At 73.6% G+C, this 13,892-nt stretch carries 12 protein-coding genes and 1 pseudogene; 3 read left to right on the top strand and 10 right to left on the bottom strand.

Annotation, left to right across the window (positions count from 1 at the left end):
- Positions 1–233 precede the first annotated feature (233 nt).
- On the bottom strand, positions 234–428 hold the full coding sequence (locus tag AB0946_RS40070; protein WP_103817556.1) for a DUF3046 domain-containing protein: 195 nt from the start codon (positions 426–428) through the stop codon (positions 234–236).
- A gap of 80 nt (positions 429–508) precedes the next feature.
- Here AB0946_RS40070 and AB0946_RS40065 point away from each other — a divergent pair, with 80 nt between their 5' ends.
- Positions 509–1,453 (top strand): hypothetical protein, encoded by a 945-nt coding sequence (locus tag AB0946_RS40065; protein WP_366765662.1) that lies wholly within the window; start codon positions 509–511, stop codon positions 1,451–1,453.
- Between the two features lie 104 nt (positions 1,454–1,557).
- Here AB0946_RS40065 and AB0946_RS40060 read toward each other — a convergent pair.
- A pseudogene (locus AB0946_RS40060) lies at positions 1,558–1,737 on the bottom strand (AzlD domain-containing protein); the annotation flags it as partial.
- 264 nt (positions 1,738–2,001) lie between these two features.
- Here AB0946_RS40060 and AB0946_RS40055 point away from each other — a divergent pair.
- Positions 2,002–7,047 (top strand): ATP-dependent helicase, encoded by a 5,046-nt coding sequence (locus AB0946_RS40055; RefSeq protein WP_366765661.1) that lies wholly within the window; start codon positions 2,002–2,004, stop codon positions 7,045–7,047.
- Positions 7,048–7,160: 113 nt separating this feature from the next.
- Positions 7,161–8,006: a DNA-formamidopyrimidine glycosylase family protein gene (locus AB0946_RS40050; RefSeq protein ID WP_366765660.1), complete on the top strand. Its 846-nt coding sequence runs from the start codon at positions 7,161–7,163 to the stop codon at positions 8,004–8,006.
- A gap of 201 nt (positions 8,007–8,207) precedes the next feature.
- On the opposite strand, the gene AB0946_RS40045 is transcribed toward AB0946_RS40050, so the two are convergent.
- The 8 genes from AB0946_RS40045 to AB0946_RS40010 all read right to left on the bottom strand — a co-directional run bounded on the left by AB0946_RS40045 (position 8,208) and on the right by AB0946_RS40010 (position 13,726).
- Positions 8,208–8,408 (bottom strand): hypothetical protein, encoded by a 201-nt coding sequence (locus tag AB0946_RS40045; RefSeq protein ID WP_366765659.1) that lies wholly within the window; start codon positions 8,406–8,408, stop codon positions 8,208–8,210.
- Positions 8,405–8,683, bottom strand: coding sequence for a hypothetical protein (locus AB0946_RS40040; protein ID WP_366765658.1), 279 nt, complete (start codon positions 8,681–8,683; stop codon positions 8,405–8,407). The genes AB0946_RS40045 and AB0946_RS40040 overlap by 4 nt, the downstream gene beginning before the upstream one ends.
- Before the next feature lie 161 nt (positions 8,684–8,844).
- On the bottom strand, positions 8,845–9,315 hold the full coding sequence (locus AB0946_RS40035) for a DNA starvation/stationary phase protection protein (RefSeq protein ID WP_366765657.1): 471 nt from the start codon (positions 9,313–9,315) through the stop codon (positions 8,845–8,847).
- 208 nt (positions 9,316–9,523) lie between these two features.
- Positions 9,524–9,898, bottom strand: a complete 375-nt coding sequence (locus AB0946_RS40030; protein WP_014675397.1) for a helix-turn-helix transcriptional regulator — start codon at positions 9,896–9,898, stop codon at positions 9,524–9,526.
- Positions 9,899–10,007: 109 nt separating this feature from the next.
- Entirely contained in the window at positions 10,008–10,553 is a 546-nt protein-coding gene (locus tag AB0946_RS40025; RefSeq protein ID WP_366765656.1) for a CinA family protein, read from the bottom strand.
- Positions 10,550–11,320 (bottom strand): CDP-diacylglycerol--glycerol-3-phosphate 3-phosphatidyltransferase, encoded by a 771-nt coding sequence (gene pgsA / locus AB0946_RS40020; protein ID WP_366765655.1) that lies wholly within the window; start codon positions 11,318–11,320, stop codon positions 10,550–10,552. Before pgsA ends, AB0946_RS40025 begins: the two co-directional genes overlap by 4 nt.
- Positions 11,317–12,789: a 30S ribosomal protein S12 methylthiotransferase RimO gene (gene rimO, locus AB0946_RS40015; protein ID WP_366765654.1), complete on the bottom strand. Its 1,473-nt coding sequence runs from the start codon at positions 12,787–12,789 to the stop codon at positions 11,317–11,319. The genes pgsA and rimO overlap by 4 nt, the downstream gene beginning before the upstream one ends.
- 94 nt (positions 12,790–12,883) lie before the next feature.
- Complete coding sequence (locus AB0946_RS40010) at positions 12,884–13,726, bottom strand: RodZ domain-containing protein (protein WP_366765653.1); 843 nt, start codon at positions 13,724–13,726, stop codon at positions 12,884–12,886.
- Between the last annotated feature and the right edge of the window lie 166 nt (positions 13,727–13,892).

Below are 13,892 nucleotides of genomic sequence, written 5' to 3'. Positions count from 1 at the left end.
GGAGTGGGTGCCAGGGGGTCCTCGTTGGGTGCCACGCGCCCAGTCTCGCCCACGTCACCGACAACCGGCGCCCCGCGGCGATCTTCGTGACAGATCAGTGCCGTACTGTCGACTTCTTCACCGGCAATCCCGGCATTTCGATCGGCACGTCAGCGTCTCTCGCCCGGCACGTCCGGCACGACCGTCCCGCCTCAGCGCTTCTCGCCCGGCACGTCCGGCACGACCGTCCCGCCTCAGCGCTTCTCGCCCGGCACGTCCATCACCGCGCAGACCACGCGCCACACGTCCTTGGCCTCCCAGCCGGCGTCCAGCGCCTGGTTCACCGTCCGTCCGCCCAGTTCCGACATCACGTGATCGCGCGCGAAGGTGTCGGCGTACCCCGGACCGAAGTGTTCCGCCATCCGCTGCCAGAAGACCGTCAACCGCATGACTCCAGTATCCCGCCCCTGGGGGTGGGCCCTGCCCGGGAGCGCCTGCCGAGACCGCTTTCCGTCCTACGGTCTGACGCATGGCCGATACAGGAGCTTCCCCACTCCCCTCCACGCCCCCGGCGCGCTCCCCGCTCTTCCGTGCCGAACAGTTCGTATGGCTCACCGCGCGCGTGCTGGAGCAGCACCTCTTCGCGTACCACTTCCTGCGCGGCAGCCCGGAGGCGGTGGAGGCGGCACTGGACGCCTACCGCAACGAGGACGGGGGCTACGGGCACGCGCTGGAGCCCGATCTGCGCGGACCGGTCAGCCAGCCCCTGCACACGGCGCACGCCCTGGGCGTGCTGGACGCCGTCGGGCGGTGCGGCGGCCAGCGGGTGGAGCGCGTGTGCCGTTACCTGACCTCCGTGTCCACCCCGGACGGCGCCCTGCCGGCGATCCACCCCAGCCAGCGCGGGTACCCGACGGCGCCGTTCGTCCCGGTCGTCGACGATCCGCCCAGCGACCTGCTGGCCACCGGGCCGGTGGTCGGGCTGCTGCACCGCAACGAGGTGTGGCACGCCTGGCTGTTCCGGGCCACCGACTACTGCTGGCAGGCGGTCGAGTCCCTGGAGAAGTCCCACCCCTACGAGGTGCGGGCCGCCGTGACCTTCCTGGACTCCGCCCCCGACCGCACGCGCGCGGAGGCCGCCGCCGACCGGCTGGGCCGCCTGGTGCGGGAGCAGCGGCTCGCGGCCCTGGACCCGGACCGCCTCGACGCGTTCCCGGTCGCGTCCGGCTATGCCCCGGGTGAGCACCACTTCCCGCACGACTTCGCCCCGCGCCCGGACTCGCTCGCGCGCGCGTGGTTCACGGACGCGGAGATGGCGCGCTCGCTGGACCACCTGGCCGCCGGGCAGGAGGAGGACGGCGGCTGGCCGGTACGGTGGCGCCGGTGGGCCCCCGCGCCCGCCCTGGAGGCGCGCTCCCTGGTGACGATCGAAGCCCTGCGCACCCTGCGGGCCTACGGCCGCTTCGTGGGCTGACCCCGTCGACGGCCGGGGCCGTCCGTCACACGATGGGCGGCCCGCTCGGCCACCAGCGGCCGATCACGTGCCGGCCGCCTCCGCTGACCCGCCGACGGCGCGTCTCACCCGCCGACGGCCCGCCCGCCGTCGTCACCGCCCCGGCCCCGCCGCCATGACCAGCAGGACGGCGCCCGCGCCACGAGCGCCCGGGCCGCCGCGCCGAGCCGGGTGAGCAGGGCGTCCGGCACCAGCGCCTGCCCGGCGGTGAACGTCTGCTGGGCCAGGAGCGCGGCGAGCGGGGCGGCGAGTCGCCACCGCGTCCAGGCCCCACGTGCAGGTGTCCAGCCACCCCGGCCCACCCCGGGCCCCGCCCCGCCCGCTCGGCCTGCCCGCTCGGCCCGGCCGCCGTCGGAGCCGCCTCGCCCCGCGGGCCTCCGGGCGCCCACCGCCCCTCCGCGGCCCTGGCACTCGGTCCGCGCCTCCCGGCACTCGACGTCACGCGCCCCGTACCCGTCCCGTTTGCCCAGGTCAGGGCGTTTGTCAGTGGGTGGGTGCAGGATGGACGCATGGTCAGCTCCGCACACCGAGCCCTCGACGGCTTCTCCCCCGCGACCCGCGGCTGGTTCACGGGGGCCTTCTCCGCGCCCACCGCGGCCCAGGCGGGCGCGTGGCAGGCCATCCGGGAGGGCTCGGACGTGCTGGTGGTCGCTCCGACCGGCTCCGGCAAGACGCTCGCCGCGTTCCTCGCCGCCCTCGACCAACTCGCCTCCACCCCGCCCCCGGCCGATCCGAAGAAGCGCTGCCGGGTGCTGTACGTCTCCCCGCTGAAAGCCCTCGCGGTCGACGTCGAACGCAATCTGCGCAGCCCGCTGACCGGTATCCGGCAGGAATCCGTGCGGCTGGGCCTGCCCGAGCCGGAGGTCAGGGTCGGCATCCGCTCCGGCGACACCCCGGCCGCCGAGCGCCGCGCCCTGTCCACGCGCCCGCCGGACATCCTGATCACCACCCCCGAGTCGCTGTTCCTCATGCTGACCTCGGCCACGCGCGACGCGCTCACGGGCGTGGAGACGGTGATCCTGGACGAGGTGCACGCGGTCGCGGGCACCAAACGGGGCGCGCACCTGGCGCTCTCCCTGGAGCGGCTGGACGAGCTGCTGCCCAGGCCCGCCCGCCGGATCGGCCTGTCGGCGACCGTGCGCCCGGTGGACGAGGTGGCCCGGTATCTGTCCCCCCGCCGCAAGGTGGAGATCGTCCAGCCCGAGTCCGGCAAGGAGTTCGACCTCTCCGTGGTCGTCCCCGTCGAGGACATGGGCGAGCTGGCGGGCGCCCCGGCCGCCGACGCCTCCGAGGGCGGGGAGCGGCCGTCGATCTGGCCGCACGTGGAGGAGCGGATCGCCGACCTGGTGCAGGCTCACCGGTCCACGATCGTCTTCGCCAACTCGCGCCGTCTGGCGGAGCGGTTGTGCAACCGGCTCAACGAGATCGCGTACGAGCGCGCCACCGGCGAGCCCCTGGACGAGCACCACTCCCCCGCCCAGCTGATGGGCGGCTCCGGCGCGGCCCAGGGCGCGCCGCCGGTGATCGCCCGCGCGCACCACGGCTCGGTCTCCAAGGAGCAGCGTGCCCTCGTCGAGGAGGACCTCAAGGCGGGGCGGCTGCCGGCGGTGGTGGCCACCTCCAGCCTGGAACTCGGCATCGACATGGGCGCCGTGGACCTGGTGGTGCAGGTCGAGTCCCCGCCGTCGGTCGCCTCCGGTCTCCAGCGGGTGGGCCGTGCGGGACACCAGGTCGGTGCCGTCTCCACGGGTGTGGTCTTCCCGAAGTACCGGGGCGACCTGGTCCAGGCCGCCGTGGTCACCGAGCGGATGCGCACGGGCGCGATCGAGTCGCTGAAGGTGCCCGCCAACCCGCTGGACGTGCTCGCGCAGCAGCTGGTCGCCATGACGGCGCTGGACACCTGGCAGTTCGACGACCTGCTCGCCGTGGTCCGCCGGGCGGCCCCGTTCGCCTCGCTGCCCGAGTCGGCGTTCACGGCGACGCTGGACATGCTGGCGGGCCGCTATCCGTCGGACGCGTTCGCGGAGCTGCGCCCGCGCGTCGTGTGGGACCGCGTCACGGGCGACATCACGGGCCGTCCGGGCGCCCAGCGCCTCGCCGTCACCTCCGGCGGCACGATCCCGGACCGCGGCCTGTTCGGCGTGTTCCTCGCCGGTTCCGATCCCAAGAAGGGCGGCGGCCGGGTCGGTGAGCTGGACGAGGAGATGGTCTACGAGTCCCGGGTGGGGGACGTCTTCACGCTGGGCACGAGTTCCTGGCGGATCGAGGACATCACGCGCGACCGCGTCCTCGTCTCGCCGGCGCCGGGCGTGCCGGGCCGGCTGCCCTTCTGGAAGGGCGACCAGCTGGGCCGCCCGCTGGAGCTGGGCCGCGCGGTGGGCGCGTTCCTGCGCGAGGTCGGCTCGCTGCCCAAGGACGACGCCCGGCTGCGGCTGCTGACGGCGGGCCTGGACGCGTGGGCGGCGGACAACGTGCTGTCGTACCTGGACGAGCAGCGCGAGGCCTGCGGTCACGTCCCGGACGACCGCACGATCGTCGTGGAGCGGTTCCGCGACGAGCTGGGCGACTGGCGGGTCGTCGTCCACTCGCCGTTCGGCGCCCAGGTCCACGCTCCCTGGGCCCTCGCCCTCGGCGCCCGCCTGTCCGAGCGGTACGGCATGGACGCCCAGGTCATGCACGCCGACGACGGCATCGTGCTGCGCCTGCCCGACACCGACCTGATGGGCCTGGACCTGCTCGACCAGGAGCCCGTGAAGACCGGCGCCGAGTACGACAGCGAGCAGGCCCCGGTCGGCGCGGCCGACGTCGCCTTCGACAAGGGCGAGGTCGACCAGATCGTCACCGACCAGGTCGGCGGCTCGGCCCTGTTCGCCTCCCGGTTCCGGGAGTGCGCCGCCCGCGCGCTGCTGCTGCCTCGCCGCAATCCGGGCAAGCGCACCCCGCTGTGGCAGCAGCGCCAGCGGGCGGCGCAGCTGCTCCAGGTGGCGAGCGAGTTCGGCTCGTTCCCGATCGTCCTGGAGGCGATCCGCGAATGCCTCCAGGACGTCTTCGACGTGCCCGGGCTGGTCGAGCTGATGGGCGACATCGAGTCCCGCAAGGTGCGCCTGGTCGAGGTGACCACCCCGGAGCCGTCCCCGTTCGCCCGCTCCCTGCTCTTCGGGTACGTCGCCCAGTTCCTGTACGAGGGCGACTCCCCGCTGGCCGAGCGGCGCGCCGCCGCGCTGTCCCTGGACTCGCGGCTGCTGGCCGAGCTGCTGGGCCAGGCGGAGCTGCGCGAGCTGCTCGACGCCGAGGTGCTGACCGAGCTGGAGCGCGAGCTGCAGTGGCTCACCGAGGACCGCCGGGTCAAGGACGTCGAGGGCGTCGCCGACGTGCTCCGGCTGCTCGGTCCGCTGACCGACGCGGAACTGGTCGCGCGCGGTGCGGACCCGCAGTGGGCGCGGGAGCTGGCCGGTGCCCGCCGGGCGATCAGGGTGCGGATCGCGGGCGCCGAGCACTGGGCGGCCGTGGAGGACGCGGGCCGGCTGCGCGACGCGCTCGGCACGGCGCTGCCGGTCGGTGTCCCCGAGGCGTTCACCGAGCCGGTCAAGGACCCGCTGGGCGACCTCCTCGCGCGGTACGCCCGTACCCATGGCCCGTTCACCTCGGCCACCGTGGCGGCGCGGTTCGGCCTGGGCGTGGCGGTCACCGAGGGCGCGCTGCAGCGGCTGGCCGCGGCCGGCCGGATCGTGCAGGGCGAGTTCCACCCGGCGGGCATCGGCCAGGAGTGGTGTGACGCGGCCGTCCTGCGCCGGTTGCGCCGCCGTTCGCTGGCGGCCCTAAGGCACGAGCTGGAGCCCGTGCCGCCCGCCGCGCTCGCCCAGTTCCTGCCGCAGTGGCAGCACATCGGCAGGGGCCATGGTCTGCGGGGCGTCGACGGGCTGGTGCGGGCGGTCGAGCAGTTGCAGGGCGCCTCCGTGCCGGCCTCCGCGCTGGAGAAACTGGTGCTGCCCTCACGCGTGGCGAACTACACGCCCTCGATGCTGGACGAGCTGACCGCCGCGGGCGAGGTGGTGTGGGCCGGAGCGGGTGCCCTGCCCGGCAAGGACGGCTGGGTCTCCCTGTATCTGGCGGACGCGGCACCGGTGCTGCTGCCGGCACCGCACCCGCTGGAGCTGACCGCGCTGCACCAGTCGGTCCTCGACGCCCTCTCCGGTGGTTACGGCCTGTTCTTCCGGCAGATCGCCGACCAGGTCCGCGCCACCACGCACCCCGACGTCACCGACCCGCACCTGGCCGACGCGCTGTGGGACCTGGCCTGGTCGGGCCGGCTCACCAACGACACCCTGGCGCCGATGCGCTCCCTGCTGGGTTCGGGCCGTACGGCCGGCTCGACCGCGCACCGTGCCAAGCGTGCCGTCCCGCGCGGGCGCTACGGTTCGCTGACGGCCGCCGCGCGCACCGCCTCCCGCACCGGCCCGCCGACCGTCGCAGGCCGCTGGTCACTTCTGCCCGCGGCCGAGCCGGACGCCACCGTGCGCGCGCACGCGCTGGCCCGCACGCTCCTGGACCGGCACGGTGTGGTCACCCGGGGCGCGGTCGCCGCGGAGGGCGTCGAGGGCGGCTTCTCGGCGGTGTACCGGGTGCTGTCGGTGTTCGAGGAGAGCGGTCAGGCCCGGCGCGGCTACGTGGTCGAGGGGCTGGGCGCGGCCCAGTTCGCCATGGACGGCGCGGTGGACCGCCTCCGCGCGGTGGCGAACGCCCGCGAGCGGACGGAGGGACTGCCGGCCCCGGCCCGCCCGCAGGGTTTCGGCGTCCCTGGGGGTGCGAACGGCTTCGGCGCTCCGGATGCCATGAACGGCTTCGCCGGGCCGGACTCCCCGAGCCCGTTCGGCGGTCCCGGCGGCGCCACCGGCACCCCGCACGGCCACACGCCCCCCGGGGCCTTCGACGGAGCCGAGGGCGGCTTCGGCCACCCCGGCCTGGACGGTGACTTCAGCTGGCCGCCGGAGGACCCCTCCGGCGACGGCACCCCGGCGGCGGCCCGCGACCTCGCCGACCCGTTCGCCTCCCCCGGCTACGGCGGCCCCCGCGGCAGCGGCCCCACCTCCTACGGCCCGTCCGCCTACGGCGCGGCCCCGTACCGCGGCCAGGGCAACGGCCGGCCGGGCACCGCCACGCCCGACCCCCGCGCCGTGGTCCTCGCCGCGGCCGATCCCGCGAACGCCTACGGCTCCGCGCTGCCCTGGCCGGAACCGCCGGCCGGCGCCGGGCACAAGCCGGGCCGAAAGGCGGGCTCGCTCGTCGTCCTGGTGGAGGGCGAACTGACGCTGTACATGGAACGCGGCGGCAAGACGCTGCTGGCCTGGCCGACCGCCCCGGACACGGACGCGACGGACGACCCACGCCTGCGCACGGCCGCCGAGGCGCTGGCCGCGGCAGCCCGCGCGGGCTCGCTCGGCACGGTCACGGTCGAGCGGATCAACGGCACCCAGGCCCTGACCTCCCCCATAGGCACCCTCCTGGAGGCGGCGGGATTCGTGGCGACACCGCGCGGCCTGCGCCTGAGAGCATGAGGCCCGGTACGCCAGGCAGCGGGGGCCGACGCGGACACGGGGCCGGCCCTGGTCCCGTCGACCCGCGCCCGCTGCCCCGTCCCCCTCTCACCCCACCGTGGCACCCTTGACCCATGCCCGAAGGTGACACGGTCTGGCAGGCCGCGCGGCGGCTGCACGAGGCCCTCGCGGGCAAGGCGCTGACCCGCAGCGACTTCCGCGTGCCGAAGTACGCGACGGTCGACCTGTCCGGCCGCAGGGTGCTGAACACCATTCCGCGCGGCAAGCACATCCTCACCCGGTTCGAGGGCGGCCTCACCTTGCACACCCACCTGCGCATGGAGGGCGCGTGGAAGGTGTTCGGCACGGGCGAACGCTGGCGGGGCGGACCGGCGTACCAGATCCGGGCGGTTCTCGGCACCGCCGACCGCACGGCCGTCGGTTACCGGCTCCCGGTCCTGGAGCTGATGCGCACGACCGAGGAGGAGCGGGTCGTCGGCCATCTCGGCCCCGACCTGCTCGGCCCGGACTGGGACCCCGAGCGCGCCCTGGCCAACGTCCTGTCGGACCCGGCCCGCGAGCTCGGCGAGGCCCTGCTGGACCAGCGCAATCTGGCCGGCATCGGCAACGTCTACAAGAGCGAGTTGTGCTTCCTCCTCGGCGTCACCCCCTGGCTGCCGGCCGGCGCGCTCCCCGCGGACCTCGCCCGGCGGCTGCCCGGGCTGGCCAAGCGGCTGCTGGAGACCAACCGCGACCGCCCGGTCCGGCAGACCACCGGCCTGCACCGGTACGACCTGTTCGTGTACGGCCGCGCACCCCGCCCGTGCCTGCGCTGCCACACCTCCGTACGGGTGGCCGACCAGGGCGACGGTTCCCAGGAACGCCCCACCTACTGGTGCCCCACCTGCCAGACGGGCCCCGCCCCCGCACCCGGCGCCCCCCAGCGCTGGCGCGACAAGTACCCGCGCCGCACCGGCTGACCGGCCCGTCTCACCGACCGCCCGCCCCCGGCCCCACCCGACTCACCGGCACCGGCGGCTCCGGAGACGAAGGCGGTGCCATCGGGCGGGCTTCCGCCGTACTGCCGGCCGAGGCGGGTGTGACGGTGCACTGTGCCGACCGCGACGCCGACGGCCTGGAGGGCACAGCCACGCCGAGCCGGCCCAGCGGGGTCATCCGGGTCACCGCTGCCCCGTGTGCGTCCGGGCCTCGCGGTCGTGCCGGTCGGTCACGGGAGGGCGCATCCACCCCGGCGCGAGCGCGTCGACGCGGATGCCGTGCGGGCCGGCCCCGGTGGCCGGCGTCCTGGTCAACCGCACCTCGGAACCGGACGACGTCGCGCACGCGGTGCCGTACCGGGTGTCGGACGCGTCGGCCTTCATGACGGGCCGGACACGTCGCCCGAACGAGGGCGTCGCGCTGCCTGGGTGACGTCGCCCGCCCGCCAGGCGGCCACCCAGCGTCCCGGGTGCACGGCGCCGGTCGCGCGCCCCTTGGGCACACAGTGCACGGGCAGCACGCTCAGCCCCCAGCCACCGGCGGCGACGGCCCCTTCGAGCACACCCGAGCCCTCTCCCAGGGCGAGCCGCAGCACGGCCCACCACCACACCGCTCCCAGGCCGAGCGCCAGTCCCCAGCGCACTGTACGTCCCGCCATGCCCGCCATCACCTCCAGCCGGACGCTAGACCGCCGCCGCGACCGCGCGGGAGGCGCACCGAGGGCGCACCGAGGGCTCACCGGTGCAGCGCCGGGAGGCATCCGGCCCGCCCGGCGTTCACGGCGGCCCTCCAACGGGGTGCCGGCCCCGGCCACACCGCTTACGCGTTCTCCGCCTGGAACATCCAGTGATGCTTCTCCAGGTCCGCGGTGATGCCTATGAACATGTCCTGGGAGACCGGGTCGGGCTCCCCGGTCGCCTCCACCCGCTCCCGCATGCGGGTGATCACCGAGCCCAGGGCGTCCACCATCGCCCCGACCGCGTCCGTGTCCTTGATCCATCCGGCCGGGGTGGTCTTGATGCCACTGCCGGAGGCCACCGTGCCGGCACGTCCGTCGGGCGGTACGCCCAGCGCCGAGGCCCGCTCGGCCACCGAGTCCATATGGGCGCGGGCGGAGTCGACCACCTCGTCCAGCTGGAGGTGGACGGAGCGGAAGCGGGGGCCGACGACGTTCCAGTGGATCTGCTTGGCGACCAGGGAGAGGTCCACCAGATCGACGAGGGCGCCCTGGAGCGCCCCGGACACGGTCTTCAGGTCGCCCTCGGCCAACGGGCTCTTCACGACGTACATCCGCTTCCTCCGGTGTTCTGGCGCCGTCACGTCCCTCCCACGATGACCGCACCCCACAGCACCGGCAAACGGGCGCACACCGGGCGAAGACGCGAAAAGCCCCGGCCGGCCTCCCAGGTCTCCCTGGAGAAGCCGGCCGGGGCTCAAGCCGTATCGGACGGTGGTGGACCGTCACTCGTTCCGGATCGTCAGACCGCGCGCACGAACCTCACGCGGCGACGACGTCCACCGCTTCCGCGGGCGCCTTGATGGTCACCCGTTCCGGTGGCACGCCGGTCACCGAGACGGAACCCAGCATCGGCCGGACCGGTGTGGGCACGGGCTCGGTGGCCCGGGCGGACTGGGCCAGTTCGGCGAGCGCCAGTTCGTCGCTCACCTCTCGCATCAGTTCCGACATCCGTACGTCCAGCGCGTCGCAGATGGCGGCGAGCAGTTCGGAGGAAGCCTCCTTCTGCCCCCGCTCCACCTCGGAGAGATAGCCGAGTGAGACTCGGGCGGACGAGGAGACTTCGCGCAGAGTACGGCCCTGGCGTTGGCGCTGCCGACGCAGCACGTCACCCAGCAGGCGACGGAGCAGAATCATCGGTGGCTCCCTCCTCGGACCGCGTAGCCGCATCCTTCTCGCCCCACCGTACCGCCTCGCGCCGCGGCCGTGCGGGGAGCGATGTCGTGTTCACTCAGGGCTGCAAACATCAAAACCCCCCGTTCCGTTCCGTATCCTGTGCCCGCTCATTCCCAGTCTGTTCGCCCGCAAGCTGCTCCAGGAGCACTGCGAGTACGCTCCGTACACTCTCCATACGAATTTCCGCACGGCTGCCGTTCAACCTCAGGCCCTCGACTTTTCCGCCACCGGCAGAACCGGACGGGGCGCCGAGGGGACCGTCGACGGCCACGAAGACCGTCCCGACGGGCTTGCCGTCCTGCGGATCGGGACCGGCGACCCCGGTGGTCGCGATGCCCCAGTCGGCGCCCAGTGCCTTGCGGACTCCGGCCGCCATCTGGCCCGCGACCTGCGGATCCACCGCCCCGCACTCGGCCAGCAGGGTGGCGTCGACACCCAGCAGCTCATGCTTCAGTTCGGTGGCGTATGCGGTGATCGAGCCCCGGAACACCCGGGACGCGCCGGGTACCCCGGTGATCTCCGCCGCTACCAGGCCACCGGTCAGCGACTCCGCGACGGCGAGGGTCTCGCCCCTCACGGTCAGTAGTCGCACCAGTTCGGTGGCCGGGGAACTCACGCTTCCTTCTCCTCCAACGCTGCCGCGCGCTCGGCGATTCCCCGCCGGCGCAGCACAATGGCTTGTCTTACGTAGTCGAGGCCCGTGACGACGGTGAGGACGACCGCCGCGGCCATCACCCAGAAGCGCAGGCTGGCGAGCCACCCGGTGAGGGCCAGGACGTACATTCCGACGGCCACGCCCTGGGTGAGCGTCTTCAGCTTGCCGCCTCTGCTGGCGGGGATCACACCGTAGCGAATGACGAGGAAACGCAGCAGGGTGATGCCGAGTTCCCGGCCGAGGATCACGGCCGTCACCCACCACGGCAGATCGCCGAGGGCGGACAGGCAGACAAGCGCCGCACCCATGATCGCCTTGTCGGCGATGGGGTCGGCGATCTTCCCGAAGTCGGTGACCAGGTTGTAGGTGCGCGCCAGGTGCCCGTCGAACAGGTCGGTGATCATGGCGATGGCGAAGGCCGCCCAGGCCAGGGAGCGCCAGGCCGGGTCGTAACCGCCGTCGGCCAGCATCAGTGCCACGAAGCCCGGCACCAGGACCAGGCGGAGCATCGTCAGCAGATTGGCGACGTTCCAGACGCTCGCCTGGTTGACGGCCGCGGCCGCGATCTTCGCGCCGCGCGGGGACCTGCCGCTCTCGGGAGCCGTGGCCGGGCCCGAAACAGAACCGGAGACCTCGGACGGGGTTCCGCCGTCGGCAGCGGCGGCAGAGCCCCGGGCGCCCTGTGCGCCGGAGGAGCCGCCCGCGGCGGATGCCGGGACTCCGGTCATCTGCCCGCCTCCTCACTACACGCGAGCGAGCCGGTCAGCGGCTCGGCCACCAGGTCGACACCCTCGGTGCCCACCACCTTCGCCTCGACCATACGTCCGACGCTCAGGCCCGCGCCGCTCGTGAGGAGCACCTGGCCGTCGGTCTCCGGCGCCTGGTGCGCGCCGCGGCCGTAGACGCCCTCCGCCTCGTCCACGGACTCCACCAGGACCTGGACGGTCTCGCCGACGCGTTCCTCGGCGCGCTGCGAGACGAGTTCCTCGGCGAGCCGGGAGATGTGGGCCAGGCGCTCGGCGACGACGTCCTCGTCCAGCTTGTTCTCGTACGTCGCCGCTTCCGTGCCCTCCTCGTCCGAGTAGCCGAAGACACCGATGGCGTCCAGCCGGGCGCCGTTCAGGAAGCGCTCCAGTTCGGCGAGGTCGGACTCGGACTCGCCGGGGAAGCCGACGATGAAGTTGGAGCGCACACCGGCCTGGGGCGCCTTGCTCCGGATGGTGTCGAGCAGTTCCAGGAAGCGGTCGGTGTCGCCGAAGCGGCGCATGGCGCGCAGCACGCCGGGCGCGGAGTGCTGGAAGGAGAGGTCGAAGTACGGGGCGACCTTGGGGGTGGAGGTCAGGACGTCGACGAGCCCCGGGCGCATCTCGGCCGGCTGGAGGTAGCTCACGCGCACCCGCTCGATGCCGTCGACCTCCGCCAGCTCCGGCAGCAGGGACTCCAGCAGGCGGATGTCGCCGAGGTCCTTGCCGTAGGAGGTGTTGTTCTCGGAGACCAGCATGATCTCCTTCACGCCCTGCTCGGCCAGCCAGCGGGTCTCGTTCAGGACGTCGCTGGGGCGGCGGGAGATGAAGGAGCCGCGGAAGGAGGGGATGGCGCAGAAGGAGCAGCGCCGGTCGCAGCCCGAGGCGAGCTTGACCGAGGCGACCGGGGAGCCGTCGAGACGGCGGCGCAGCGGCGCACGGGGGCCCGAGGCGGGCGCGACGCCCTCCGGGAGGTCGGCCGGGCCGTGTCCGGGCAGGGCGACGGACGCTGCCGACTCCTGGCGCTGGGCGGGGCTGATCGGCAGCAGCTTGCGCCGGTCACGGGGGGTGTGGGCGGCGTGGACGCCGCCGGAGAGGATGGTCTGCAGGCGGTCCGAGATGTTCGTGTAGTCGTCGAAGCCGAGGACGCCGTCGGCCTCGGGCAGCGCCTCGGCCAGCTCCTTGCCGTACCTCTCGGCCATGCAGCCCACCGCCACGACGGCCTGGGTTCTGCCGTGGCCCTTGAGGTCATTGGCCTCCAGCAGCGCGTCGACGGAGTCCTTCTTGGCGGCCTCGACGAAGCCACAGGTGTTGACCACGGCCACGTCGGCGTCCGCGGCGTCCTCGACGAGCTGCCAGCCGTCCGCCTCCAAACGGCCTGCGAGCTCCTCGGAGTCCACCTCGTTACGAGCGCAGCCGAGAGTGACGAGTGCGACGGTACGGCGTTCAGGCATGGGCTCAAGACTACTTTGTCTCACTGACGGCCCACGTCGACGGGGTTGGCCGATCGTGGCCGACTCCGTCACACGTCCGTCCCGCGGGCCCCCGTCAGCCCGCGACCGGGTCGCCCTTCGTGTAGGTGAGGCGCTCCACCGCGCCCGGCCGGAAGGTGTCCTCGATCTTCTTGCCGTTGACGTACAGCTCGATCGCACCGGCGTCGCCGAGGATCAGGTTGATCTTGGAGCTGTCCTGGAACGTCTTGGACTCGCCCTTCTTCAGCAGCCCGTCGTAGAGCATCCGGCCGTTGTGGTCCTTGGCCGAGATCCAGCTGCGTCCGTTGGGCGCGCTGACCTGGACGGTGACCTTGTCCTGCGGGGCGGCGGCGATGGCGCTGTCGGAGGGCGCTCCGGTCGGCGCGGCCGGCGTCTCCTTCTTCGGCGTCGGTGCGGCGGACTTGCCGGGCGTGGGCGTCCCGCCCTCGGCGACCTGTGACTTCGCGTCACCGGAGGCCCCGCCGCCCTTGAACGCGGTGAACCCGACGAACCCGATCACGACGACGATCGCGGCGACCATCGCGGCGGTCCAGTTCGGGCCGCGCCGCTCGGGCCGGATCCTCTCCGCCTCGAACAGGGGTGCGGCCGGGGTGGGCGCGGGCCGGCCGCCGTGCTCGGCGTCGTACTGCGCGATCAGCGGCTCGGGATCGAGGTGGACGGCCTTGGCCAGCGTGCGGATGTGGCCACGGGCGTACACGTCGCCGCCACAGGGGGCGAAGTCGTCCGCCTCGATGGCGCGCACGATGGCGATACGGACACGAGTGGCACTGCTGACGTCGTCCACGGTGAGCCCGGCCGCGATCCGCGCCTGCTGCAGCGCGCGGCCCACGGAGGGTCGGGCTTCCTGGGACTCGTCTCGGAACGGACGCTCGTCTTCAGGGGAGTTGCCGATGGACACGGGGGCGCCTTTCGAGCGTGTAGCCACCTGTGCTGGAAGCTCAGTCTAGGGGGGGTACGAAAGGGTGGGACAACCGGACGGTAGGACATTTGTGCGCCATCGGGATGGCCGGACAATCCGATGGTTTGACAGGCTGGTACCCCATGATGGGGCGGCTACCTGTCCT

The organism is Streptomyces sp. NPDC046870 (assembly GCF_040704595.1).
Classification (GTDB): Bacteria; Actinomycetota; Actinomycetes; order Streptomycetales; family Streptomycetaceae; genus Streptomyces; species Streptomyces argyrophylli.
This window is presented reverse-complemented; position numbering and strand designations above follow the sequence as displayed.